This window comes from Bradyrhizobium sp. sGM-13 (genome assembly GCF_018398875.1).
Taxonomy (GTDB): domain Bacteria; phylum Pseudomonadota; class Alphaproteobacteria; order Rhizobiales; family Xanthobacteraceae; genus Bradyrhizobium.
Window position 1 is genome coordinate 41,483 of sequence record NZ_JAGWDK010000026.1, and the last position, 22,847, is coordinate 64,329.

Below are 22,847 nucleotides of genomic sequence, written 5' to 3' on the forward strand. Positions count from 1 at the left end.
ATCCTCGAGGTCTGATCGCCGGGGTGAACTGAGAATGGCTTCACTTAAAGACATGCGGGTCCGCATCGCCTCGACCAAGGCGACGCAGAAGATCACCAAGGCGATGCAGATGGTCGCGGCGTCGAAGCTTCGGCGCGCGCAGAGCGCCGCCGAAGCGGCCCGGCCCTATGCCGAAAAGATGGATGCGGTGATTTCCAACATCGCCGCTGCTGCCGCCGGCTCGCCCGGCGCTCCGGCGCTGTTGGCCGGCACCGGCAGGGATCAGGTGCATCTGCTGCTCGTCTGCACCGGCGAACGCGGCCTGTGTGGTGCGTTCAATTCGGCGATCGTGCGTCTGGTCCGTGAGCGCGCGCTGTCGCTGATGGGCCAAGGCAAGGACGTCAAGATATTCTGCGTCGGTCGCAAGGGCTACGACCAGCTCCGCCGCACCTTCGATAAGCAGATCGTCGAGCACGTCGATCTGCGCGGAGTTCGCCAGCTCGGCTTCGTCAACGCCGAGGATATCGCCAAGAAGATCCTGGCGCGGTTCGAAGCCGGCGAGTTCGACGTCTGCACGCTGTTCTATTCGCGTTTCAAGTCCGTCATCGCGCAGATTCCGACCGCCCAGCAGGTCATTCCGTTGGTGGTCGAAGAGCGGGCCGCCAATGCCGGTCCGTCGACCGCTTACGAATATGAGCCGGAAGAAGACGAGATTCTAGCTCGGCTGCTGCCGCGCAATCTTGCGGTGCAGGTCTTCCGCGCGCTGCTGGAAAACAACGCCTCTTTCTACGGCGCGCAGATGAGCGCGATGGATAACGCCACCCGCAACGCCGGCGAAATGATCCGCAAGCAAACCCTGGTCTACAACCGAACCCGTCAAGCCCAGATCACCAAGGAGCTGATCGAGATCATCTCCGGCGCCGAGGCGGCGGTCTAGCGCACGAATCAACCGACGGTCGTTCAAGTACAGAATTTCGAAGGAGAGCAATTCATGGCCACAGCAGCTAACCAGATCGGTCGCGTCACCCAAGTCATGGGCGCCGTTGTCGACGTGCAGTTCGAAGGTCATCTGCCGGCCATTCTCAACTCGCTGGAGACTAAGAACGGCGGCAACCGCCTGGTGCTGGAAGTCGCGCAGCACCTTGGTGAGTCCACCGTGCGCACGATTGCGATGGACGCTACCGAAGGTCTGGTGCGCGGCCAGGAAGTGACCGACACCGGCGAGCCCATCGCAATTCCGGTCGGTGATGGCACACTCGGTCGCATCATGAACGTCATCGGTGAACCGATCGACGAAGCCGGTCCGATCAAGTTCGAAGGCAAGCGCGCCATCCACCAGGAAGCGCCGACCTACACTGACCAGTCCACCGAAGCCGAAATTCTTGTGACCGGTATCAAGGTCGTCGACCTGCTCGCGCCCTACGCCAAGGGCGGCAAGATCGGCCTGTTCGGCGGCGCCGGCGTCGGCAAGACCGTGCTGATTCAGGAATTGATCAACAACGTCGCCAAGGCGCATGGCGGTTACTCGGTGTTCGCCGGCGTCGGCGAGCGTACCCGCGAAGGCAACGACCTCTATCACGAGTTCATCGAGTCCAAGGTCAACGCCGATCCGCGCAACCCTGATCCGAGCGTGAAATCAAAATGCGCGCTGGTGTTCGGCCAGATGAACGAGCCGCCTGGCGCCCGCGCCCGCGTCGGCCTCACCGGTCTGACGGTCGCTGAGCACTTCCGCGACCAGGGCCAGGACGTGCTGTTCTTCGTCGACAACATCTTCCGCTTCACGCAGGCAGGCTCCGAAGTGTCGGCGCTGCTCGGCCGCATCCCCTCGGCGGTGGGCTATCAGCCGACGCTCGCCACCGACATGGGTGCGCTGCAGGAGCGCATCACGACCACGCACAAGGGGTCGATCACCTCGGTGCAGGCGATCTACGTGCCGGCCGACGACTTGACTGACCCGGCGCCCGCCACCTCGTTCGCCCATCTGGACGCGACCACGGTGCTGAGCCGCGCGATTTCGGAAAAAGGTATTTACCCGGCGGTGGACCCGCTCGACTCCACCTCGCGCATGCTCTCCCCGCTCGTCGTCGGAGAGGAGCACTATCAGACGGCACGCATGGTTCAGCAGGTGCTGCAGAAGTACAAGTCGCTGCAGGACATCATCGCCATTCTCGGCATGGACGAACTGTCGGAAGAGGACAAGATCGCGGTGGCCCGTGCCCGCAAGATCGAGCGCTTTCTGTCACAGCCGTTCCACGTCGCCGAAGTCTTCACCGGCTCGCCGGGTAAGTTCGTCGATCTCGCCGACACCATCAAGGGCTTCCGCGGTCTCTGCGAAGGCAAGTACGACCATCTGCCGGAAGCGGCGTTCTATATGGTCGGCACCATCGAGGAAGCCGTCGAGAAGGGCAAGAGGCTGGCTGCCGAGGCGGCCTAAGGAGCGATTGGCGAATAGGGAGTAGCGGAAGCGCTGCTCCCGTTCTTTCCAACTCGCTATTCGCTACTCGCTACTCGCAGGTTCTCCATGGCTACCTTTCATTTCGATCTCGTCTCGCCCGAAAAGCTCGCCTTCTCCGGTGAGGTCGATCAGGTTGACGTTCCCGGCGTGGAAGGCGATTTCGGCGTGCTGGCCGGCCACGCACCGGTCGTGGCGGCGATCCGCCCGGGTATCCTGACCGTCACGTCAGGCGACGCACATCAGAAGATCATCGTGCTCGGTGGGCTCGCCGAGATGTCGGAAAACGGACTGACCGTGCTGGCCGACGTCGCTACCTCGATGGCCGAGGTCGATCGCGCGCAGTTCGCCGAGACCATCGCCGAGATGGAAGCCAAGCTTGCCGAGAAGGAAGGCACCGAGCTCGATCACGCCATCGAGCGGCTGGATCACTTCAAGAGCATCCAGATCGAGCTCAACGCCACCGCTATGCACTAAGCCCCGGGGCACCGCTCCGGGGCGCAATGAAGGCCCTGTTTTTGCAGCGCTCGTCACCCAGTGACGGGCGCTGAGCTTTTGCAGCAGTATTTCTCTCGCAACACCGCCGCCGGGGCACGGCCGGAACCGCTCAGCTAGCGTCGCTGAACCGAGCCGTTGCTCTGGCTACTGCTTGCTTCGGTGGCCGGTCCCACAGCAACGGTAACAATCTGAGGCGCACCGGAACGCTCGACGGTCAATCGCACCTGTTCGCCTATTCGCGCGAGTCCGATCCGGTTTCTCAATTGCGCGGCTGAGTGAATGGGGCGATCGTCCGCCTTCAGCACGATGTCGCCTTTACGCAGGCCCGCCAATTCGGCCGGCGAGCCCGGGCTGACTTCGGCTATCCGCGCCCCCTCGCTGCGTCCGCCGTCCGTTGCGGGATTTAGTTCGCGCAAGGAGATGCCGATCCGGCCACGCTCGACGCGCCCGTTCTCGACAATCTGATCCATTACGCGCCGCGCCATATTGACGGGGATTGCAAAGCCGATGCCGACATTGCCGCCGGCCGGTGAAATGATCGCTGAATTGATGCCGACGAGCTCGCCCTTCAGGTTGACCAGCGCGCCACCCGAATTGCCCGGGTTGATCGCCGCATCCGTCTGGATGAAATCCTCATAGCCATGTTTGCCGAGTCCGGTCCGGCCGAGTGCACTGACGAGTCCGGAGGTCACGGTCTGGCCAAGGCCGAACGGGTTGCCGATCGCGAGCACGAAGTCGCCGACTTCGAGCGCGTCGCTGTCGCCGAACGCGATCGCCTTCAGCGCGGTCGGCGATTGAATCCGCAACACGGCAATGTCGGTGCCAGGGTCGCGCCCGACAACCTTGGCCGAGAACTGCCGGCCGTCCTTGGTCTTGATCTGAACGGTGGTGACTTGGTCGACAACATGATTGTTGGTCAGGACGTAGCCCTTCTGCGCGTCGACGATGACCCCGGAGCCGGTAGCGTTGATTTCCTTCTCAAGCTGTTTCGGGACGTCGAAGAATTCCCGGAACAGCGGATCGCGATAGAGCGGATTGTCCTGACGGATCTTGCCGTGGACAGCGATGTTGACCACAGCCGGGGTGACCTCGCGAACCAGCGGCGCCAGCGTCGGCACCGTGCCGCCGGTTCGCAAGTTCGGAATCTGTCCCGAGACCGGAGTTGCAATGGTCGCGGCGCCGACCAGGCCCGCCAGCACAATCGCGAAAAGTCGGTTCACGTGGGTTCTCGTCCGCGGATTAAGAAGGGTTCGGATCAGGAGCCGGCTTGCGGTGTCGCGCCATGCTGCAAGGCAAGCCATGGCGCCGCCCACAAGGCGGCTGCGTGGTTGACCCATGCAATGGCCAAAATGGTTGGTGTCAGCATGATGAAAGCCCCCGAATGGCGGTTTTCCAACGCGGCCGCCATCGCGTGCTGATTTCGGTACGCGGCCGAAGCTCTTCATCGCCGTCAAGCTGATGCAGAGCGGCGAGAATGTCGGCGAGACGGATGGTGTGATCCATGCCCGGAATCTCGCGCAGGTTCGGGCAGGATTCGACCGCGAACATGTCAGATGCCCATGATGACAAGATCACCCGCTTCTCGGCGTCGGAAAGCTGCTGGTCGTGCAATACTTCCTTTGGGGAGCCGTAATGTGCGGCGGGATGAAATAAGGCAAATTCAGTGGTGCTCAGATCGGCCTTGCTCATCGATAGAGTCTCCTTGCTCTCCTTTCGATCGAGATGTTGGTGGTGGTGGGCGACGGCGCACTGCGCCGCCGCCACTCTCGTCATTGGTTGACGATCGGGATGCGCTTGACGCCCGAACGAGCCTGTTCGGATTTCGGCAGCGTGATGGTCAAGACGCCGTCATGGAATTTGACCTCGGCCTTGTCTTCTACGACGCCGTCGAGCGGGATCTGCCGTTCGAACGCGCCATAATAGCGTTCGGTGAAGTATTTGCCGCCATTGTCGGTCCGCTCGGACTTCTTCTCGCCGCGCAGCGTCAGAACGCCATTGGCGATTTCGACCTGAACGTCTTTTTCCGTCAGTCCGGGCAACTCAGCCGAAACCTTCAGCTCCTTGTCGGTTTCGTTGAGCTCGATGCTTGGCCATCCGAAGCGACCTTCCATCAGCGGGGTGCCGAAACGGGCAGGCGTCCCGAAGCCGCGGAAAACGTCGTCGAACAGCCGATTCATCTCCCGGTGCAGGGTGAAGAAGGGATCGAAGCTGTCGCGCGTAGGCGCAAGCTCCTGGTTTCTCGACCAGGGAATCAAACTGCGAAAAGCCATAATGTCCTCCTTACAGAGATTGCTGATGTTGCTTGCATTGGCTTGCGCGCGGCCGGTTATCCGCGCACCAAGCCGGTATTGCCGAAGCGGCTTAAGCCGCCTTCTGCTCGATCTGGTGGGAAGCGCCGGCGTTGCCGATCGGGATGCGCCGCGGCTTCATCGCGTCAGGCACTTCGCGAACGAGATCGACGATCAAGAGACCATCCTTGAACGAGGCCTGCTTGACCTGCACATAGTCGGCGAGATTGAACACCCGCCGGAATGGCCGAGCCGCGATGCCGTGATAGAGGTATTCGCGTTGCTCGGCGTCGGGCTTCTTGCCCTCGATGATCAGCGTGTCGCGTTCTGCGGTTACGGTAATATCGTCCATGCCGAAACCGGCGACCGCGAGCGAAATCCGGTAGGCGTCTTCGCCGCAGCGTTCGACATTATAGGGCGGGTAATTGTCGTCGGCCGAATGCCGCAAGCTGCTGTCGAGCAGGTCGGCCAGATGATCGAAGCCGATCGTGGAACGCCACAGGGGCGAGAAGTCAAAGGTCGTCCTCATAACCAAGTCCTCCTAAGAGCAAGATGGATACGAAGGAGCGTCGGATACCGTCCGGCGCCCACTCAACTCGCCGGACCCAGGCTGGCATCCGGCACCGCTGTCCGCGGCAAAAATCGAATTAGAAATTGCTCGAAAAGTTTCAAGACGTCGGGAAAAATTTTGGGTCGCGCCGTCACGCCGGCGGTCGGACGCCTAGTCGGGCCTGAAGCCGCCCGATCCCGGTCCCGTCGATGCCGAACGCGCCGTTCGCACAACTGGGTGAGGCAGGTCGCGCGCAACCGTTTGCCCGATATCGCGGCCCGAGCGCAGGGCCGGCATTTCATTCGGCCTTTGGCCGATGGCGAGCAGCATGAACAAGGCTCGGTAGCCCTGATAGCGGGCAGCCGGCCGGCTGCGCTCTCGGCCGCTCATGATCGGCCTGCCGCTCTCGTCGGTTACCCGCCATTCCCAACTCCGGCGGCGCTTGGTAACGGTCACGTCCTTCATGTCAGACCAACATTGGGTCGCGCCGAATATTCCCGGCCCTGGTCGGGTTGCTCGACGAGCGGCGCGCCGCAACGGACATCTCAGGCCGCCGACGAGATCGGCGGCTCCGGTCTGTGAGAATGCTGTTCCGGGGCCTGGAAAGTGAGCGGAAATGTAGAGGCAGCGAGTCTTTCCAGAGCCGACTGTTCTTCGGAGAGCCGCTTTTCGATGTACTGTTGTTCAAGCTCTGTCAGCCTGGTTCTAAGAAGCCGGCGATAACGGTCGATATTGTTGCGATGCGTACGCAAACGGGCCAGTTTTTCGTCGATCATCTTCGTCATCCTTGACGGTCGCTCTATCGTTCCTCTGAGTGGGGTTACGGCGGAGAATCCGCTTTGTGCAAAAAAATATTCAGCGACAAACCACTGTCAAGCGCCTCGCCTCCACCATGTGGTTAGACGCAGTCTAGAGCCTTTCGGTTCGATTGAATCTAGCGGGCGAATTCCGCGAACTGCTGCACCACCATCCGGTACACGTCGCGCCGGAACGGCACCACGAGGTCCGCGACACGGTCGAGCCGTTCCCAGCGCCAGGAATCGAATTCGGCCGGCTGGCCGTTGCGCTGCGTCAGCGGGTCGATCTCGTCGTCGCGGCCGGTGAACCGCAATGCGAACCATTTCTGTCGCTGGCCGCGGAATTTCGCCAAGCGATGGTCGACCGGCCCATCATACGGCGGAAATTCGTAATTCATCCAATCGGGTCTCGCCGAGGTATTCGGCGCTGACCGCCCCGGTCTCTTCCCAGAGTTCGCGCATGACGGCATCGCGTGGGTTCTCGTCGGCGTCGATGCCGCCCTGCGGCATCTGCCATTCTAGACCCGGCAAGATGATTTCCGGCCCGTCATCACGGAAGCGGCGGCCGATCAGCACCTGACCCGAGGTGTTGAACAACGCGATCCCCACGTTGGGGCGATAGGGTTTGTCGGACATGTCCTGATAAGTGCCGGTTCGCGTCACATAGACGCGTCACAAAGAAAGTGGCTAACTGCCCGCTAGGCTGGCGAATTCCTTGACCACGCGCTCATAGACCGGCCGTTTGAACGGAACGATCAGGTTCGGCAGATTCTTCATCGGCTCCCAGCGCCAGCTAACGAATTCGGCCTTGTGGCCGCCGCCGGGGCTCGCGACGTTGATCTCGTTATCCTTGCCGGTGAAACGCACCGCGTACCATTTCTGCCGTTGCCCGCGATAGCGGCCCTTCCAGGCGCGGCCGGCCACCGTGCGTGGGATGTCGTAGATCAGCCAATCCGGGACTTCGCCAAGCTTCTCCACCGAGCGTACGCTGGTTTCCTCGTAAAGCTCGCGCTTGGCGGCCTCCCAAGTATCCTCGCCGGGATCTACCCCGCCCTGCGGCATCTGCCAGACGTGGGATTCGTCGACATGTTCAATGCCGCCAGCGCGCCGGCCAATGAAAACCAGCCCGGCTGCATTGATCAGCATCATGCCGACGCAGGTCCGGTAGGGCAGGTCCTCGTAGCGCGCCATTTCCGTCAGGACTCCTATAGCTGCAGCAAGTCACCCGCAAACCTGCCGGGGCGGCGCAATCCGAGGGAGCCCGGATTGCTGCCATCAGGTTGATCTCTAGCCCGATTTTGATTTCAGCATCGCCGTTGTCAATGGCACGAGCATGATGCCGCGGGCCTCAAGAGTCTTGATCCAGGCGGCAATCCGCTCGATCGAAACCGGTAGCGCCGAGGCGACGCCCACAGCCAGTCCGCGCTCCTTGGCGAGCGTTTCCAGCTTCACCAGAGTTCGGTCGATTTCGGCCGAGGTCGGCACGGCATCGATGGTGAAATCGGCCTTGGCGAAGGGCATCGATTGGGCTGCCGTCAGGGACGGCGCGGCGCTCCGCGGCGAGGAGCCGTCATCGAGATAGCCGAGGCCGCGCTTGGCTGCCTCCCGGATGATCGGCTGCATCACTGTGTCGGTGGCCGTGAAACGCGCCCCCATGAAATTGGCGATCCCGGCATAGCCCTGGAACCGGCTGAGGTGCCAGTACAGCCGGTCGATGTTCTGCTCTGACGTCAGCGTCGTGAGCAAGGTCTGCGGGCCGGGGTCGTTATCAGGATAATCGAACGGCTCCATTGGAACCTGCAGCAGGATCTCGTGGCGCTGCGCGCGGGCCCGTTCGGCCAACTTGGCGGGATCCGCCCCATAAGGCGTAAACGCCAGGGTCACGGCCGGCGGCAGTTTCATGATGGCATCGGTCGTCTTGGCAGCGCCGACGCCGAGGCCACCGATGACGATGGCGACCACCGGCATCTTCGCGGCCTTGGTGCGGTCGGCGTCGGCCGCGTAGACAGTGAAGGGTTTCAGACCGTCGGCAACCGCCGGGATCATGCCGTAGCGCGACTTTTCGAGGAGCCGCTGATCGATGCCGGCCATCGCGGTTGCCGGCGCGGGGTCCGAGCCGGACTTGTCGGCGGCATCGCTGCCGATCACGACGTCCTGGCGCTTGCCGCTGGAGCCATCGATGATGGTGACGGTCCTATTATCACCCTTATTGTCGCCGGCCGGGGCCTGCTGTAGCGGACTTTTTGCGGCCTGTTCGGCGTGGCCGGAAGCCACCGGCTGCTTGTCGTCTCCCGCAGGCCCGCGCAATGCGACGTGGGCGACGGGCTCGCCACCCAACGGATTGTCGGTAAACAGAGCGATGGTCAGGAAGGCGACCAGGAACAGGCCGAGCAGCATGGCCAGCGCCTGCACCGCGGTGAACGGCAGCCGAAACCGCCGCTTCTGGCGCTCCGTCTTCTGTCCAAGCGGCGTGCTCAGTTCGTCGGCCGTTTCCGTCATAGACCTCCCCGAATCAACCTCGCCGACGATACCACGAGGAGTCGGGTTCGAGCGCTCGGCCGCGCGCAAAAGCGCCTCGCCGGGCCAGCGGACGGGCCGGAACCGCAACAAAAAAAGGCGGCCCGGAGGCCGCCTTTTCTTCACGGAAATTTACGGGGCTATGATCAGTTCGCCGCCTTGGCTGGCTTGTCGACTGCCGCCTTGTCGCCGGGCGCCGGTGCGCTGCTTGCCGTCGACTTGATGCCGTGCAGCAGGTCGGCGGCGGTCTTCAGCGCCTTGTCGTCCTTGGCGTCCGGCGGCACGTAGGACTGCGAGCCGGTCTTCTCGTCGCCATCGGTCTTCAGATGGCCGCGTAGCGAGGCCTCGCCCTTGGTGTCGGTGCGCGCCTTCAATTCGTCCGGCACGTCCTGCAGCACCTCGATATCGGGCACGATGCCCTTGGCCTGGATCGACTTGCCCGACGGCGTGAAGTAGCGCGCGGTGGTGAGGCGCAGCGCGCCGTTGCCGCTGCCGAGCGGGATGATGGTCTGTACCGAGCCCTTGCCGAATGAGCGCGTGCCGACAAGCGTCGCGCGCTTGTGGTCCTGCAGCGCGCCGGCGACGATTTCGGAAGCCGAAGCCGAGCCGCCGTTGATCAGCACGATGATCGGCTTGCCCTTGGTGAGGTCGCCCGAATGGGCGGCGCGGCGCTGGGTCTCCTCGGCATTGCGGCCGCGAGTCGAGACGATCTCGCCGCGCTCGAGGAAGGTGTCGGAAACGGTGACCGCTTCTTCCAGCAAGCCGCCGGGATTATTTCTGAGGTCGATGATGTAGCCCTTCAGCTTGTCGCCGATCTGGTTCGAGAGGTTGCCGATCTCGCGCTTCAGGCCTTCAGTAGTCTGCTCGTTGAAGGTGGTGACGCGGATATAGGCGATGTCGTCCTGCTCGATGCGCGCGCGGACGGAGCGGACGCGGATGTTGTCGCGCACCAGCGTCACTTCGATCGGATTTTCCTGGCCCTTGCGGATGATCTTGAGACGGATCTTGGTATTGACCGGTCCGCGCATCTTCTCAACCGCCTGATTGAGGGTGAGACCCTGCACGGCTTCGTCGTCGAGATTGGTGATGATATCGTTGGCCATGATGCCGGCCTTCGACGCCGGCGTGTCGTCGATCGGCGAGACGACCTTGATCAGCCCGTCTTCCATCGTGACCTCGATGCCGAGCCCGCCGAACTCACCGCGGGTCTGTACCTGCATGTCACGGAAGCTCTTGGCGTCCATATAGCTGGAATGCGGATCGAGGCCGGTCAGCATTCCCGAGATCGCCGATTCGACCAGCTTGGAGTCGTCGGGCTTCTCGACATAGTCGCTACGCACGCGCTCGAACACGTCGCCGAACAGATTGAGCTGGCGGTAGGTGTCCGACGTCGCAGCACGCGCACTCGATCCCATCAGCACGGAACGAGGCTGCGTGACGAAGAGCGTCAAAGCCGCACCGGTGGCGGCGCTGAGAAGAATTACAGAAGTCTTGCGCATCATCCGCGAACCTTTTCGCCTTCACTTGCGGCCCACCATGGGCCTGAGTCGATTGGAGTGCCGTCCTTGCGGAACTCGACGTAGAGCACCGGCTGGCTCGCGGTCGTCGCGAGGATGGATGCGACTTGGGACGTTGTTCCCATGGTCGCGACCGGCTCTCCCGTAAGTACAAACTGGCCGATGTTTACCGAAATGCGCTCCATCCCGGCGATCAGGACATGATACCCGCCCCCGGCATTGAGGATCAAGAGTTGTCCGTAGCTGCGGAAGGGTCCGGCGTAAACAACCCAGCCGTCACACGGTGTTGTGACCTGAGCACCGGCGCGCGTCGCCAAAGAAATGCCTTTTTCCACGCCACCCGCGCCGTCGGAACCGCCAAAATTGCGAATCTTGCGCCCATTGACCGGAAAGGCGAATAGTCCCTTCGCAGAAGCGAATGCGATCGCCGGACTCAGCCGGGCGGGATCTTTCAATGCTCCCAGATTGGGCTTGCCGCCCGGGGCAGCCGGGGCGCCCTGCAGGCTGGCGGTCGCGGCCGCCTTGGCGGCGCTCTTCAGATCCTGTTCCATTTTCCCGATCAGACCCTGCAGGCTGTCGACCTGCCTGGACAGGCTGATGGCGCGTGCGCCTTCGGCCTCCATGTCCTTTTCGATCGCGCTCTGCTTGCGCTGCCGTTCTTCCACCAGCGCCGCCAGTCGGATGGAATCGTCCTTCAGCTTGTCGCGGTCCCGCGCAAGTATGTCGCGCTCGGTGGCGATGTTCTTGCGCAGGGTCACGAGCTCGCCGAGATCGGCGGCAAGCTTCTCCGCGCGGCCGCGCAGTTCGGGGACGACCGCGCCGAGCAGCATGGCTGTGCGCAGCGACTGCAGTGCGTCCTCAGGCCGGACCAGCAGCGCCGGCGGCGTGCGCCGGCCGGCGCGCTGCAAGGCCGCCAGCACCTCGATGATTTCAGCGCGGCGTGAATCGAGCGAGGCGCGGGCCTGCTGCTCGCGCGCGTCCAGCGGGCGCAGCCGCCCCTCGGTCTCGCCGATGCGAGTTTCGATGCTGCGCACCTGGGTAGCGATGTCGATCAGTTGCTGGTTGAGCTTGGAGCGGTCCTGCCCGATCGCGGCGATGTCGGCCTTTAGCTTCTGTTGCAGTTCGGCCGCCTTGCGTTGCTCCTCGCGCGCGGCTTCCAGTTCCTGCTCGCGCTGCTTGATGACATCGGGCGAAACGGCAGTTGCTTGCTGCGCGGTTGCGGCGGGTTGCGCCGCCGCCGGCAAAAGCGACGTCACCGCAAAGCTTGCGGACAGCAGGATCAGGGGAAGCGAGACGGCTGACATCAGCGGTGCCCCGCGATGGCCGGTGTCAGGGTATGAATGAATGTGCTGCGTTGAATGCATCCGGCCTATTCAGCGTTCTCTGTATTCACGTCACCGTGCCTTACGCGCGGTGGTAGGGGTGGCCGGCCAGAATGGTGGCGGCCCGATAAATCTGTTCAAGAAGCATGACGCGAACCATTTGATGCGGCCAGGTCGCCGAGCCGAACGCAATGCGTAATTTAGCCTTGCGCTGCAAATCGGGCGAAAGTCCGTCGGCGCCGCCGATGGCGAAAATTGTGTTGGCGATCCCTTCATCCCGCCAATTGCCGAGCTGCCGGGCGAAGGTCGCGCTATCGATGTTCTTGCCGTGCTCGTCCAGCGCCACCAGCATGGATTTCTCCGGTATCGCCGCCGAAATCGCGGCGGCCTCCTCCGATATCCGGGTCGCGGTGTCGCGTGCGCGGCTTTCGGGAATTTCATGGATCGAAAGCCCGCGAAAACCGAGCTTGCGGCCGATGTCCTCGAAGCGCTCGCGGTAGCGTTCGGCCAGCTCCTGCTCCGGGCCTTGCTTCAGCCGGCCTATTGAAACCACGACGAGGCGCATGAATGCTGTTTCTGGCGTGCACTTTCCGGCACGCGCGCTTTTCGCGCGCGCTGGCAAACTACATGCGCCTTAGCCGATTCGCATCGGCCGAGGTTTCAGATCGCTGCCGCCGCCGGGTTTTGCGTCCACAACCTTTCAAGATTGTAGAATTCGCGCACCTCGGGTCTGAACACGTGCACGACCACATCGCCGGAATCGATCAGCACCCAGTCGCAATTGGGCAAGCCCTCGACATGGATGTTCTTGATGCCGGTTTCCTTCAGAGCTTTCGTGACGTTTTCCGCGATCGCGCCGACATGCCGGTTGGCCCGGCCTGACGTGACGATCATGTAGTCGGAAAAGGCGGATTTGCCGCGAAGGTCGATGGTGATCGTTTCTTCCGCCTTCATATCGTCGAGGCGGGAGAGGATCATATTCAGCGTCTTGTCGGCGTCGGGTTGCGCCTTCAAGGCCGCAGCTTGTGTCGATGTTTTACCCGTGTTCTTGGCGGATTTGCCAGAAGTCTTGCTAGTTGGCTTGGGTAAAACAGACTTGGACTTGGACAATACAGATGTGGCCAGGGACCATTCCTTTCACTGTATCGCGAACGCCGAATCCCGACGTCCGCGGACCATATTAGGCATGTGGGGTTAATGGTTTCAATATTCCAGTGACCCCACCCGCCGGTTCAGACCTAACTGTCACTTCTTTTTTGCCTTCCAGCTCCCATCGGAGTTCCGCAGGCCCGTCGACGACAGGTTCAGTTTCATGCCTGTGAGGAAAATCCAGGCCGGCGCCTGCTGGTCGGCCAGCCGGGCCGCCTGATTCTCGGGCAACCTATACCGGGCCAGCGCCTGGGCAGATGGCGCGGCGAGCGCCCGGAAACTCTGCGGCGGACGATCGATGACGGCGAGCGGCACCTCGGCAGCGATGCGCCGCCAATCCTTCCAGCGATGGAACTGCGCGAGATTGTCGGCGCCCATGATCCAGACGAAGCGCACGCCGGAAACGCGGCGGCGCAAATGAATGATCGTGTCGACAGTGTACCTGGTGCCGATGACAGCTTCGAGACAACTGATATCGATGCGCGGATCGTCGGCGACGTCGCGCGCGGCGCGCGCCCGTTCGCCAAGGCCATGCAGCCGGCCGGTATCCTTGAGCGGATTGCCGGGTGTCAGCAGCCACCAAACGCGATCGAGCTTCAAGCGCTTCAGCGCAAACAGGCTGATGGCGCGATGCGCCGCGTGCGGCGGATTGAATGAGCCGCCGAGCAGGCCTATGCGCATGCCGTTGGTATGGAAGGGGATGGCTTGCGCGGCGGATTGCAATTGCATCAATCGGATCACCGCGTGCGCGGGGCTGTGTTCACGGCCGCGTCTGCCCGCTGCCGCGAACGCGGTATTTGAAGCTGGTCAGTTGCTCGGCTCCGACCGGCCCGCGGGCGTGGAATTTGCCGGTGGCAATCCCGATCTCCGCGCCGAAGCCGAACTCGCCGCCGTCGGCGAACTGTGTCGAAGCATTGTGCAGCACGATCGCCGAATCGACCTCCCTGAGGAATTTCTCGGCCGCATTGGCATCCTCGGCCACGATCGCATCGGTGTGGCGCGAGCCGTGATTCCGGATATGCGTGATTGCCCCGTCAACGCCGTCGACGACACGCGCGGCGATGATGGCATCGAGATACTCGGTATCCCAGTCATCGTCGGATGCCGGCTTCACCCGCGCGTCGACCTTCTGCACGGCGTCGTCGCCGCGGACCTCGCAGCCGGATTCGATCAGCATCTCGATCAGCGGCTTCAGATTGGCGGCGGCGCCCGCGCGATCGACCAGCAGCGTCTCGGCGGCGCCGCAGACGCCGGTCCGTCGCATCTTGGCGTTCAACACGATCGACTTGGCCATATCGAGATTGGCGGTACGGTCGACATAGACGTGGTTGACGCCTTCGAGATGCGCAAACACCGGCACGCGCGCTTCCGCTTCAACCCGCGCCACTAGGCTCTTGCCGCCGCGCGGCACGATGACGTCGATGCCGCCGTTCAGGCCTGACAGCATCAGCCCAACCGCCGCGCGATCGCGCGTCGGCACCAGCGTTATCGCGGCTTCCGGCAAGCCGGCTTCGCGCAGGCCCTGCACCAGGGCTTCGTGGATCGCCCGGCAGGAGCGGAAGCTGTCGGAGCCGCCGCGCAGGATCACCGCATTGCCGGACTTCAGGCACAGCACGCCGGCGTCGGCGGCAACATTGGGACGGCTCTCGAAGATCACGCCGATCACGCCGAGCGGCACGCGCACGCGCTCGATGGTCATGCCGTTTGGCCGCTGCCAGCTTTCGGTGACGGCGCCGACCGGATCGGGGATGCCGCGCACGGTTGCAACGCCATCGGACATCGCGTCGATGCGCGCCGGTGTCAGCGTCAGGCGGTCGATGAAGGCCGAGGTCGCGCCTGCGGCGCTGACTTCCGCGACGTCCTCGGCGTTGGCCGCGAGGATCTTTGCCGCATTGGCGCGGATCGCCCGCTCGATCGCCTGCAGCGCCCGGTCCTTCTGCTCCGGCGGCGCCAGCGCCAGCATCCGCGCGGCGTCGCGCGCATGGGAGGCGAGGTCGGTCATCAAAGCAGGCAGATCGGCGTTACCGTCGATAGCCTTGAGAGGGGCAGTCATCGGAGGTCCCAAGGTCAGAGTTAAGGCCATGGCCTAGCACGAAAATCCCGTTCTTGCGAGGTCCGGAACCGGCATGGCTGGCTGGCGGTACCGCTAAACGTGAGCTCGGCCAATGGCCTAGCTGCGTGCCTATTTGGCCGGAATGGCTCCGGCTGGCCCCACCACCAGATCATCGCGGTGGATCATCTCCGCGCGACCGCTGATGCCAAGGATGGCCATCACATCCGGTGAAGAACGGCCCTTGATCTTCTCCGCATCCTCGGCGTCGTAGGCGACCAGGCCGCGGCCGATCTCGTGGGTATCGGGGCCGCGCACTACCACCGCATCGCCGCGGGCGAACTGGCCGTCGATCCGGATTACGCCGGCCGGCAACAGGCTTTTTCCCGCGCGGAGCGCTGTGACCGCGCCGGCGTCGATGGTCAGCGTGCCCTTCGGCTCCAGCGAGCCCGCGATCCAGCGTTTGCGCGCGGTGATGGGATTGGCTGACGTCAGGAACCAGGTGCAGCGGCCGCCGTCTGATATTGCCTGCAACGGATGCTCGATCTTGCCCGAGGCGATCAGCATATGCGTACCTGATGTCGTCGCGATTTTCGCCGCCTCGATTTTGGTGAACATGCCGCCGCGCGACAGTTCGGATTCGGCGGCGCCCGCCATGCCCTCGATCTCCGAGGTGACGGACTCGACGATCGGAATCAGCTTTGCGTTGGGATTGGCGCCGGGCGGCGCGTCATAGAGCCCGTCGATATCGGACAATAGAATCAGCAGATCGGCGCTCGTCATGGTGGCAACGCGCGCGGCAAGACGATCATTGTCGCCGTAGCGGATCTCGTTGGTGGCGACCGTGTCGTTCTCGTTGATCACGGGTACTGCGCGCCACTCCAGGAGCTTGGCGATGGTCGAGCGTGCGTTCAGATAACGGCGGCGCTCCTCGGTGTCCTGCAGCGTTACCAGGATCTGCCCGGCGCCGATGCCATGAGCGCCGAGCACTTCCGACCATATCCGCGCCAGCGCGATCTGCCCGACGGCGGCGGCGCCCTGGCTTTCTTCCAGCTTCAGCGGGCCACGCGGCAGTTTCAACCGGCTGCGGCCGAGCGCGATCGAGCCTGACGAGACGACGAGAACATCGCGGCCCTCGCCATGCAGCTTAGCGATATCGGCGGCCAGCGCCGACAGCCATGCCGAACGGACTTCGCCAGCATTGGAGTCGATCAGCAGCGAGGAGCCGACCTTGACGACGATGCGGCGGAAGTTTTTGAGCGCGGGACGTTTCATGATGCGGTCGGATGATGCGGATGATCGGAAGCAATACGCGCCACCCCCCTGATTTGGAAGTGGCGCGGCCGCGGGAAGGCTAACTTTGTATCAGCCCTGCGGCGGCGGGACCGGCGCCCACGGGGCCTGACCGCCCTTGGCCTTGAGGGAAACCGGCGCCTCGCCGATGACTTCGACCAGCGCTTTGAGCGTTTCCGGCATGCCTTCCCCGGTGGCGGCGGAGAGCAACAGCGGCGTCTTCTTCGCCGCGCGTTTCAGCCGGTCTTTCTGCTTCTTCAATTCATCCGGCGCGACCGCATCGATCTTGTTGAGCGCGACGATCTCGACCTTCTCGGCGAGATGCCCCTCATAGGCTTCGAGCTCGGTGCGCACCGTCTTGTACGCCTTTCCGGCGTGTTCGCAGGTTGCATCGATCAAATGCAGCAGCACGCGGCAGCGCTCGACATGGCCCAAAAACCGATCGCCGAGGCCGGCGCCTTCATGCGCGCCTTCGATCAGGCCGGGAATGTCAGCGAGCACGAATTCGCGGCCCTGCGCGTTCACGACGCCGAGCTGCGGATGCAGCGTGGTGAAGGGATAGTCGGCGATCTTCGGCTTGGCCGCGCTGACGACGGAAAGGAAGGTCGACTTGCCGGCATTAGGCAGGCCGACGAGGCCGGCATCCGCGATCAGCTTCAGCCGCAGCCAGATCCAGCGCTCCTCGCCTTCCTGCCCGGGATTGGCATTGCGTGGCGCGCGGTTGGTGGAGGATTTGAAATGCGCGTTGCCAAAACCGCCATTGCCGCCCTCGGCAAGCACGAATTTTTCGCCGAGTTCGCTGAAGTCGTGGATCAGCGTCTCGCGGTCCTCGTCGAATATCTGCGTGCCGACGGGCACCTTGAGAACGATCGGTTTGCCGTTGGCGCCATGGCGGTCCTTGCCCATGCCATTGGTGCCTTTCTGCGCCTTGAAGTGCTGCTGGTAACGATAGTCGATCAGCGTATTGAGCCCATCGACGACCTCGACGATGACGTCGCCGCCGCGACCGCCATTGCCGCCGGAGGGCCCACCGAACTCGATGAACTTCTCGCGGCGGAACGCCACGCAGCCGTTGCCGCCGTCACCGGAGCGGATATAGACCTTTGCCTCGTCAAGGAATTTCATGATTTGTACTAGTTAGGGCAGGGGGGCCCGTGCGGCAACCCTCAAGGCCAGCGACATTGGCGAAAAGCCTTAATTTTCGGCCTTTTCGGGCTCAGGCCGGCCGCCGGCGAATCAAAAATTTTTGCGTTCCCTCCAGCACGAGCTCCTTGCGCTGGTTGAACACGGTCGAGCGCAGCGTCACGACGCCGGTGGTGCGGCCGGGCGTGAGCTCGGTCACTTCCAGCGCGGGATAGAGTGTGTCGCCGGCATAGACCGGTTTCAGGAACTTGCTCGATTGCTCGAGGAAGCCGACCAGCGATTCCTCCACGAGATAGGGAAACAGGCCTGCACCCGGCGCGGTGTGGACCAGGGTTTGGAAACCATGCGCGAGCAGGTCCGGCATGCCGCGGGCGCGGCAATATTCGACATCATAATGGATCGGATGGGTATCGCCGCTCGCGGTCTGGAACGCGGCGAACACCGCCGAGGTCTGGGTCCGGCTCGGAATGACGAAGCGTTCGCCGAGCACAAAATCCTCGAACCAGCGCTGTTCGCTCACCATGCGATGCTGGGCGGGGTCGAACGCGGTCATCTCGGTTTCCTGCCGTTTTTGGAGCGATACCGGTATCGCAGCGCTGTGGCTGCGGCAATCGATCCATCTCAATTGGTCATACCCGGGCAATAGCGCGAAGCGCATCTTCGCGCTAAATGTCCCCGGGCATCCGCGTCTCGACAACGTGGCTAGCACAAAAAAGTGGATGGCCGGACGCGCTGGCCATGACGAAGAGCAACAAGCAGGAAACGTCATGAGCCTGTTCGGCAAAATCTCGACCTATGACGAGCGCTCCGCACGCCTGGCCGGCATCGGATTGATGCTGCTGTCAATCTTCATGTTCTCGTTCGGCGATGCGCTTGGGAAATTCATGGTGGCGACCTATTCGGTGGGGCAGTTGCTGTGGCTGCGCGCCTGCGCGGCGCTGCTGGTGCTGTTGCCGGTGATCTGGAAGCAGCGCGCCGAGTTCTCGCGCCTCGAGCGGCCGTGGCTGCAGCTATTGCGCGTGACGCTCTCGACGCTCGAAGTCGCTGCGTTCTTTCTCGCCACCGTCTATCTGCCGCTCGCCGACGTCATCACCTATTATCTGGCCTCGCCGATTTTCGTCACCGCGCTTTCCGGCATCGTGCTCGGCGAGCGGGTCGGCTGGCGGCGCTGGACCGCGATCCTGGTCGGATTCTGCGGCGTCCTGATTGCGCTGCGCCCCTCCACGCAAACAGTAAGCTGGCCGGCGATGATCGCACTCGGCGGCAGCCTGTCGTTTGCGTTGCTGATGTTGATCACGCGGTCGCTGCGGGACACGCCGGATATCGTGCTGACGACCACGCAGTTCGGCGGCACATTTCTGCTCGGCGCGCTGATGTCGCCGATCGGCTGGGTGACGCCGAGCGCCGGCAGCCTCGGCCTGTTTGCCGCGGCCGGCGTGGTTTCCGTCGTTGCACTCTTGTGCATCAACCGGTCGCTGAAACTTGCGCCGGCCAGCGTCGTGGTGCCGTATCAATATTCGATGATCGTGTGGGCGGTAATCTTCGGCTTCGTCGTGTGGGGTGACGTGCCGTCGATGTCGACCATCATCGGTGCAGCCATCATCATCGGCGCGGGCATTTATATCTTCCTGCGAGAACAGAAGCTCGGGCGTGAAGAAGCGGTGGTCAATCCGCCGGCGTGAGCGATTCCGTCGTCCCGGGCAAGCGAAGCGCGACCCGGGACCCATAACCACCATTGTTAGTTGTTGAAGCAGCAGGAGCTACAGCTCGGTCCAACAACGTGGTCCTGTGGTTGTGGGTCCCTGCGTTCGCAGGGACGACATCGGATTGTGTGGAGGCGGCGAATTACCGCTCTCTTCTCGTCGAACTTCCCCAGTTCTTCAGCGATGCCCACACGCTGCGTGTCAGGCGGAAGCGGTCGACCGGGGTCGAGCATCCCAGCGCTTCGAAGCGGTGCAACTCGACGCCGCTCCACTGGAAGCCGCATTTCTCCAGGATATTTCGCGACGCCGGGTTGGCGACGCGGGCGCCCGAAATCAGGTGTTCGGCATCGAACTCCTCGAAGAAAAAATCGATCACGGCGCGTGCGGCTTCGGTGCCGAAACCCTGACCCCAATGCTCGACGCCGAGCCAGTAGCCGAGTTCCGGTGCATCCGGGCCAGTGCGGTCGATGCCGACCATGCCGATCGGCGAATAGTTGTGTTCGATGAGAAACACCGTCTCGTTGTTATCGGTGGCATTCGCCCGCACGAACTCGACCGCATGGTCCTGCAGGTAGGGATGCGGCAGGCGGCGGGTGTTTTCCGCAATGCGGCGATCATTGGCGAGATGCGCAATCGCTTTTACGTCCGCGAGCGTCGGCCGGCGCAGTGTCAGCCGTTCGGTCTCGAGGACGCAGCTACTCGTCTGACGCAGCGTCGGGGTCTGGATCGGGATGTCCTGCAACATGTCGGGCTCCTGATTGCGAATATGCGCAAATTAAAAAGGGGAGGCCGGTTTCCCGCCTCCCCTGGAGCCCATTTCGACTCCGCCGGTTCAACAGGATCCGGCAGACTCGAATTTTGTCCACCGTCTATTCGGCCGCCTCCGTCATCGGAACTACCGATACGAAGGTGCGGCCATTGGCTTTTGCACGGAATTCGACATGACCTTCGACTTTGGCAAAGAGAGTATGGTCGGTGCCCATGCCGACATTAAGGCCGGGATGCCAGGTGGTGCCGCGTTGACGCGCGATAATGTTGCCGGGAATCACGTGTTCGCCGCCATACGCCTTGATGCCAAGGCGCTTGCCCGCTGAATCGCGTCCGTTTCGCGATGAACCGCCTGCTTTTTTGTGAGCCATGGCCCGTCTCCGATCTCTCGAATATTTCTAGATCAATTCCTTGACGGAATCATTTCACTTTTTCTCACGCCTCAACTTTCGTCGAGGCGCATTACTTCCGGTCGCTCTAGCCGTTCGCGGCGGCCTTCTTGGCCGCTACTCCTTGACGGCCTTCGGCGCCTAGTCGTCCTTGGCAGCCGGTGCGGCGACCTTTTCCCTCTTCGGCCGCGGGCCGATCGAAGGTTTGGCGTTGTCGGTCAGGATCTCGGTGACGCGAAGCACCGTGATCTCGTCGCGATAGCCGCGCTTGCGGCGCGAATTCTTGCGGCGACGCTTCTTGAATGCGATCACCTTGGGGCCGCGCTTGTGGTCCAGCACTTCGGCCGCAACGGAAGCGCCTGCCACCGTCGGCGCGCCCAGCACCGGCGTGTCACCGCCGACCACCAGAACTTCACCAAGCTGCACGATCGTGCCGACTTCGCCGGCGATCTTGCCTATCTCGAGCACATCATCCGGAACGACGCGGTACTGCCGGCCGCCGGTTTTGATGACTGCGAACATCGTTTTTTTCCTTCGTGTTCGATCCCGGCCTCGGACGTATTCCCGAAAGGGCTGTCCGGGTCGGCTTTTTGGTCAGTCGTTATGGGTACAATTTTCGCGCGGCCGGGGAGCAACCCGGTAAGATTTCGCGCAAAAACAAGCGGCGCGAGAAATCCCGCGCCGGATGCGGGGACTTATAGCCGCAGAATGCCGTGAGTCAAGGCAAAAGGGTCCGAAAACCGGCCAAAAATGAGGGGTTTGGGCCTAAAAGCTCGAATCGCGAGTTGCGAATGGCGAGTAGGGAAGCATATTTATCGCGGTCCGTTCGCCCATTCGCCATTGGCTACTCGCCCTTCAATGAAACCAATGGGTTCCCCGCCCGTTGTCGCCAGCGTAGATCCGGCAGGGGCTCGGCACATGGCAGAAGACACCATAACGATCACGGGGATTGCCCGCCACGGGGCCACCCGCCTGCCGTCGGTCGAGGTCGACAGCTTCAACATTGAGTTGAAGGACGATGAGGGCTTTCTCGGCGACCGCGCCAGCAAGCGAGCCTTCCGCAAGATCCTGGACAGCTTGCGCAAGCCGCTCAGGAAGAACGGCGACGATCCCTTGGGCAAGAAGTCCGCCGGCGAGATTCCCAAGAACGATCTCGACGAGGCGCTGGTCGGCGCCGATGTCGGCGCCGCCGCGCTGGTGCATAGCGCGATTGAGGAATTCGCCCAGGAACTGGCCTATGTGACGCGGCGGTTCCTCAAGACCAAGGCGTGGGCTGATACCGAGCGCATCGTGGTGGGCGGGGGCTTCAGGCAGAGCCGGGTCGGCGAGCTCGCGATCGCCCGCACCGACATCATCCTCAAGGCGGAGGGGCTTGAGATCAATGTGGTGCCGATCCGCTTTCACCCCGACGATGCCGGCCTGATCGGCACGCTGCATCTGGCGCCATCATGGATCTTCGAGGGCCATGACAGCATTCTCGGCGTCGATATCGGCGGCACCAACATCCGCTGCGGTGTCGTGGAGAGCCGCTGGAAGAAGGCGCCCGATCTCTCCAAGGCGGAGGTGTGGATGTCTGAGGTGTGGCGCCACGCTGACGACGAGCCGACGCGCGAAGGCGCGGTGAAGCGGCTGGTCAAGATGCTGAAGGACCTGATCACGGCCGCGGAGGCCGACGGCCTCAAGCTTGCGCCCTTTATCGGGATCGCCTGTCCCGGCGTGATCGACGAGGATGGCTCAATCGAAAAGGGTGCGCAGAACCTGCCCGGCAATTGGGAAAGCAGCGCGTTCAACCTGCCGGCAAGCCTGGTGGAGGCGATCCCGCAGATCGGCGATCACGACACTGCGGTGGTGATGCACAATGACGGCGTGGTGCAGGGCCTTTCCGAGGTTCCCTTCATGCAGGACGTCGAGCACTGGGGCGTGTTGACCATCGGCACCGGGCTCGGCAATGCGCGCTTCACCAACCGGCGGAAGGACAACGGCAAGGACGAGAAGAAGGCGAAGAAGGGGCGAGATTGACGCATCCCGCGGGCGGTAAGGTTGACTGGTTAGGTTAAAACCGGGTTCACGTTGCCGTTTCCGCCGCGGTTGCTACCGTCATTTCGTCGCTCCGGCTGACCGGCGAAGCCGCACTTCCCGGCCAGGATTTCAAAGCAGCGGCACGGGACCGCCAGTTTTTTGTCGCGTCTGGCGGTCCCACCTCTTTTCCAACAGCCGCCGGGGCCGCTTTTGGCGAATTTCTCCGCCGCGCGCCTTGTCTGCCCCGGCTTCCTCGCCTAGAACACGGCCCGACCGCAGGGCCGATCCGGCCCGTCTTGGCGCCTGGAGAGGTGGCAGAGTGGTTGAATGCACCGCACTCGAAATGCGGCATAGGTGCAAGCCTATCGGGGGTTCGAATCCCTCCCTCTCCGCCATCGGCGAAGGTGTCCGGC

General features: G+C 62.9%; 25 protein-coding genes, 1 tRNA gene and 1 pseudogene. 6 read left to right on the top strand and 21 right to left on the bottom strand.

What is annotated here, in order from left to right:
• Positions 1-34 precede the first annotated feature (34 nt).
• The 3 genes from KJQ96_RS29660 to KJQ96_RS29670 all read left to right on the top strand — a co-directional run bounded on the left by KJQ96_RS29660 (position 35) and on the right by KJQ96_RS29670 (position 2,908).
• Positions 35-916 (top strand): F0F1 ATP synthase subunit gamma, encoded by an 882-nt coding sequence (locus KJQ96_RS29660; protein WP_213289906.1) that lies wholly within the window; start codon positions 35-37, stop codon positions 914-916.
• 54 nt (positions 917-970) lie between these two features.
• Positions 971-2,413 carry a F0F1 ATP synthase subunit beta gene (gene atpD / locus KJQ96_RS29665; protein ID WP_213289907.1) on the top strand — a complete coding sequence of 481 codons (1,443 nt, stop codon included), beginning with the start codon at positions 971-973 and terminating at the stop codon, positions 2,411-2,413.
• Positions 2,414-2,500: 87 nt separating this feature from the next.
• On the top strand, positions 2,501-2,908 hold the full coding sequence (locus KJQ96_RS29670) for a F0F1 ATP synthase subunit epsilon (RefSeq protein WP_213289908.1): 408 nt from the start codon (positions 2,501-2,503) through the stop codon (positions 2,906-2,908).
• Between the two features lie 134 nt (positions 2,909-3,042).
• Here the strand turns inward: KJQ96_RS29670 and KJQ96_RS29675 are convergent, their stop codons facing one another.
• The 18 genes and pseudogenes from KJQ96_RS29675 to KJQ96_RS29760 form a co-directional block, all read right to left on the bottom strand.
• Complete coding sequence (locus KJQ96_RS29675) at positions 3,043-4,125, bottom strand: Do family serine endopeptidase (protein WP_249734684.1); 1,083 nt, start codon at positions 4,123-4,125, stop codon at positions 3,043-3,045.
• A 163-nt stretch (positions 4,126-4,288) separates the two neighbouring features.
• Positions 4,289-4,618 (bottom strand): hypothetical protein, encoded by a 330-nt coding sequence (locus tag KJQ96_RS29680; RefSeq protein ID WP_249734677.1) that lies wholly within the window; start codon positions 4,616-4,618, stop codon positions 4,289-4,291.
• An 80-nt stretch (positions 4,619-4,698) separates the two neighbouring features.
• Positions 4,699-5,199 carry an Hsp20/alpha crystallin family protein gene (locus tag KJQ96_RS29685; RefSeq protein ID WP_213289910.1) on the bottom strand — a complete coding sequence of 167 codons (501 nt, stop codon included), beginning with the start codon at positions 5,197-5,199 and terminating at the stop codon, positions 4,699-4,701.
• Positions 5,200-5,290: 91 nt separating this feature from the next.
• A complete protein-coding gene (locus KJQ96_RS29690; RefSeq protein WP_213289911.1) occupies positions 5,291-5,746 on the bottom strand; it encodes an Hsp20 family protein in 456 nt (151 codons plus the stop codon).
• A gap of 192 nt (positions 5,747-5,938) precedes the next feature.
• Positions 5,939-6,232, bottom strand: a complete 294-nt coding sequence (locus KJQ96_RS29695; protein WP_213289912.1) for a hypothetical protein — start codon at positions 6,230-6,232, stop codon at positions 5,939-5,941.
• Between the two features lie 80 nt (positions 6,233-6,312).
• Positions 6,313-6,543, bottom strand: coding sequence for a hypothetical protein (locus KJQ96_RS29700; protein WP_213289913.1), 231 nt, complete (start codon positions 6,541-6,543; stop codon positions 6,313-6,315).
• A 158-nt stretch (positions 6,544-6,701) separates the two neighbouring features.
• Positions 6,702-7,200: pseudogene (locus tag KJQ96_RS29705) on the bottom strand (RNA pyrophosphohydrolase).
• 51 nt (positions 7,201-7,251) lie between these two features.
• Positions 7,252-7,755, bottom strand: coding sequence for an RNA pyrophosphohydrolase (locus KJQ96_RS29710; RefSeq protein ID WP_213289914.1), 504 nt, complete (start codon positions 7,753-7,755; stop codon positions 7,252-7,254).
• A gap of 96 nt (positions 7,756-7,851) precedes the next feature.
• Complete coding sequence (locus tag KJQ96_RS29715) at positions 7,852-9,063, bottom strand: divergent polysaccharide deacetylase family protein (protein WP_213289915.1); 1,212 nt, start codon at positions 9,061-9,063, stop codon at positions 7,852-7,854.
• A gap of 164 nt (positions 9,064-9,227) precedes the next feature.
• Positions 9,228-10,583, bottom strand: a complete 1,356-nt coding sequence (locus tag KJQ96_RS29720; protein ID WP_213289916.1) for a S41 family peptidase — start codon at positions 10,581-10,583, stop codon at positions 9,228-9,230.
• The gene (locus tag KJQ96_RS29725) at positions 10,580-11,902 is read right to left on the bottom strand and encodes a murein hydrolase activator EnvC (protein WP_249734679.1); all 1,323 of its coding nucleotides are present in this window, start codon (positions 11,900-11,902) and stop codon (positions 10,580-10,582) included. Before KJQ96_RS29725 ends, KJQ96_RS29720 begins: the two co-directional genes overlap by 4 nt.
• 100 nt (positions 11,903-12,002) lie before the next feature.
• Positions 12,003-12,485 carry a 23S rRNA (pseudouridine(1915)-N(3))-methyltransferase RlmH gene (gene rlmH, locus KJQ96_RS29730; RefSeq protein ID WP_213289918.1) on the bottom strand — a complete coding sequence of 161 codons (483 nt, stop codon included), beginning with the start codon at positions 12,483-12,485 and terminating at the stop codon, positions 12,003-12,005.
• Positions 12,486-12,580: 95 nt separating this feature from the next.
• Complete coding sequence (gene rsfS, locus KJQ96_RS29735) at positions 12,581-12,934, bottom strand: ribosome silencing factor (protein WP_057842615.1); 354 nt, start codon at positions 12,932-12,934, stop codon at positions 12,581-12,583.
• Between the two features lie 231 nt (positions 12,935-13,165).
• Positions 13,166-13,798, bottom strand: coding sequence for a nicotinate-nucleotide adenylyltransferase (locus tag KJQ96_RS29740; protein ID WP_213289919.1), 633 nt, complete (start codon positions 13,796-13,798; stop codon positions 13,166-13,168).
• Between the two features lie 31 nt (positions 13,799-13,829).
• Positions 13,830-15,122 (bottom strand): glutamate-5-semialdehyde dehydrogenase, encoded by a 1,293-nt coding sequence (locus tag KJQ96_RS29745; RefSeq protein WP_213289920.1) that lies wholly within the window; start codon positions 15,120-15,122, stop codon positions 13,830-13,832.
• A 129-nt stretch (positions 15,123-15,251) separates the two neighbouring features.
• On the bottom strand, positions 15,252-16,394 hold the full coding sequence (proB, locus tag KJQ96_RS29750; protein ID WP_213289921.1) for a glutamate 5-kinase: 1,143 nt from the start codon (positions 16,392-16,394) through the stop codon (positions 15,252-15,254).
• Between the two features lie 90 nt (positions 16,395-16,484).
• Positions 16,485-17,537: a GTPase ObgE gene (gene obgE / locus KJQ96_RS29755; RefSeq protein WP_213289922.1), complete on the bottom strand. Its 1,053-nt coding sequence runs from the start codon at positions 17,535-17,537 to the stop codon at positions 16,485-16,487.
• Positions 17,538-17,628: 91 nt separating this feature from the next.
• A complete protein-coding gene (locus tag KJQ96_RS29760; protein WP_213289923.1) occupies positions 17,629-18,108 on the bottom strand; it encodes a MaoC family dehydratase in 480 nt (159 codons plus the stop codon).
• A 214-nt stretch (positions 18,109-18,322) separates the two neighbouring features.
• On the opposite strand from KJQ96_RS29760, the gene KJQ96_RS29765 reads away from it, so the two are divergent.
• A complete protein-coding gene (locus KJQ96_RS29765; protein WP_213289924.1) occupies positions 18,323-19,237 on the top strand; it encodes a DMT family transporter in 915 nt (304 codons plus the stop codon).
• 163 nt (positions 19,238-19,400) lie between these two features.
• Here the strand turns inward: KJQ96_RS29765 and KJQ96_RS29770 are convergent, their stop codons facing one another.
• The 3 genes from KJQ96_RS29770 to rplU all read right to left on the bottom strand — a co-directional run bounded on the left by KJQ96_RS29770 (position 19,401) and on the right by rplU (position 20,937).
• Positions 19,401-20,003: a GNAT family N-acetyltransferase gene (locus tag KJQ96_RS29770; protein WP_213289925.1), complete on the bottom strand. Its 603-nt coding sequence runs from the start codon at positions 20,001-20,003 to the stop codon at positions 19,401-19,403.
• Between the two features lie 124 nt (positions 20,004-20,127).
• Positions 20,128-20,397 (bottom strand): 50S ribosomal protein L27, encoded by a 270-nt coding sequence (gene rpmA / locus KJQ96_RS29775; protein WP_028348532.1) that lies wholly within the window; start codon positions 20,395-20,397, stop codon positions 20,128-20,130.
• Between the two features lie 159 nt (positions 20,398-20,556).
• Complete coding sequence (gene rplU, locus KJQ96_RS29780) at positions 20,557-20,937, bottom strand: 50S ribosomal protein L21 (RefSeq protein ID WP_028348533.1); 381 nt, start codon at positions 20,935-20,937, stop codon at positions 20,557-20,559.
• 396 nt (positions 20,938-21,333) lie between these two features.
• Between rplU and KJQ96_RS29785 the strand changes: the two genes are divergently transcribed.
• Together KJQ96_RS29785 and KJQ96_RS29790 are read left to right on the top strand one after the other, a co-directional pair.
• Positions 21,334-22,434: an ROK family protein gene (locus tag KJQ96_RS29785; RefSeq protein ID WP_213289926.1), complete on the top strand. Its 1,101-nt coding sequence runs from the start codon at positions 21,334-21,336 to the stop codon at positions 22,432-22,434.
• Positions 22,435-22,739: 305 nt separating this feature from the next.
• Positions 22,740-22,829: transfer RNA gene (locus tag KJQ96_RS29790), tRNA-Ser, on the top strand.
• Positions 22,830-22,847: the final 18 nt, after the last annotated feature.

Excerpts from the sequence above, each read along its gene's own strand:
- KJQ96_RS29660 (WP_213289906.1), top strand. The coding sequence starts at position 35 with ATGGCTTCACTTAAAGACATGCGGGTCCGCATCGCCTCGACCAAGGCG.
- atpD (WP_213289907.1), top strand. The coding sequence starts at position 971 with ATGGCCACAGCAGCTAACCAGATCGGTCGCGTCACCCAAGTCATGGGC.
- KJQ96_RS29670 (WP_213289908.1), top strand. The coding sequence starts at position 2,501 with ATGGCTACCTTTCATTTCGATCTCGTCTCGCCCGAAAAGCTCGCCTTC.
- KJQ96_RS29680 (WP_249734677.1), bottom strand. The coding sequence starts at position 4,618 with ATGAGCAAGGCCGATCTGAGCACCACTGAATTTGCCTTATTTCATCCC.
- KJQ96_RS29685 (WP_213289910.1), bottom strand. The coding sequence starts at position 5,199 with ATGGCTTTTCGCAGTTTGATTCCCTGGTCGAGAAACCAGGAGCTTGCG.
- KJQ96_RS29690 (WP_213289911.1), bottom strand. The coding sequence starts at position 5,746 with ATGAGGACGACCTTTGACTTCTCGCCCCTGTGGCGTTCCACGATCGGC.
- KJQ96_RS29695 (WP_213289912.1), bottom strand. The coding sequence starts at position 6,232 with ATGAAGGACGTGACCGTTACCAAGCGCCGCCGGAGTTGGGAATGGCGG.
- KJQ96_RS29700 (WP_213289913.1), bottom strand. The coding sequence starts at position 6,543 with ATGATCGACGAAAAACTGGCCCGTTTGCGTACGCATCGCAACAATATC.
- KJQ96_RS29710 (WP_213289914.1), bottom strand. The coding sequence starts at position 7,755 with ATGGCGCGCTACGAGGACCTGCCCTACCGGACCTGCGTCGGCATGATG.
- KJQ96_RS29715 (WP_213289915.1), bottom strand. The coding sequence starts at position 9,063 with ATGACGGAAACGGCCGACGAACTGAGCACGCCGCTTGGACAGAAGACG.
- KJQ96_RS29720 (WP_213289916.1), bottom strand. The coding sequence starts at position 10,583 with ATGATGCGCAAGACTTCTGTAATTCTTCTCAGCGCCGCCACCGGTGCG.
- KJQ96_RS29725 (WP_249734679.1), bottom strand. The coding sequence starts at position 11,902 with ATGTCAGCCGTCTCGCTTCCCCTGATCCTGCTGTCCGCAAGCTTTGCG.
- rlmH (WP_213289918.1), bottom strand. The coding sequence starts at position 12,485 with ATGCGCCTCGTCGTGGTTTCAATAGGCCGGCTGAAGCAAGGCCCGGAG.
- KJQ96_RS29740 (WP_213289919.1), bottom strand. The coding sequence starts at position 13,798 with ATGCAATTGCAATCCGCCGCGCAAGCCATCCCCTTCCATACCAACGGC.
- KJQ96_RS29745 (WP_213289920.1), bottom strand. The coding sequence starts at position 15,122 with ATGACTGCCCCTCTCAAGGCTATCGACGGTAACGCCGATCTGCCTGCT.
- proB (WP_213289921.1), bottom strand. The coding sequence starts at position 16,394 with ATGAAACGTCCCGCGCTCAAAAACTTCCGCCGCATCGTCGTCAAGGTC.
- obgE (WP_213289922.1), bottom strand. The coding sequence starts at position 17,537 with ATGAAATTCCTTGACGAGGCAAAGGTCTATATCCGCTCCGGTGACGGC.
- KJQ96_RS29760 (WP_213289923.1), bottom strand. The coding sequence starts at position 18,108 with ATGACCGCGTTCGACCCCGCCCAGCATCGCATGGTGAGCGAACAGCGC.
- KJQ96_RS29765 (WP_213289924.1), top strand. The coding sequence starts at position 18,323 with ATGAGCCTGTTCGGCAAAATCTCGACCTATGACGAGCGCTCCGCACGC.
- KJQ96_RS29770 (WP_213289925.1), bottom strand. The coding sequence starts at position 20,003 with ATGTTGCAGGACATCCCGATCCAGACCCCGACGCTGCGTCAGACGAGT.
- rpmA (WP_028348532.1), bottom strand. The coding sequence starts at position 20,397 with ATGGCTCACAAAAAAGCAGGCGGTTCATCGCGAAACGGACGCGATTCA.
- rplU (WP_028348533.1), bottom strand. The coding sequence starts at position 20,937 with ATGTTCGCAGTCATCAAAACCGGCGGCCGGCAGTACCGCGTCGTTCCG.
- KJQ96_RS29785 (WP_213289926.1), top strand. The coding sequence starts at position 21,334 with ATGGCAGAAGACACCATAACGATCACGGGGATTGCCCGCCACGGGGCC.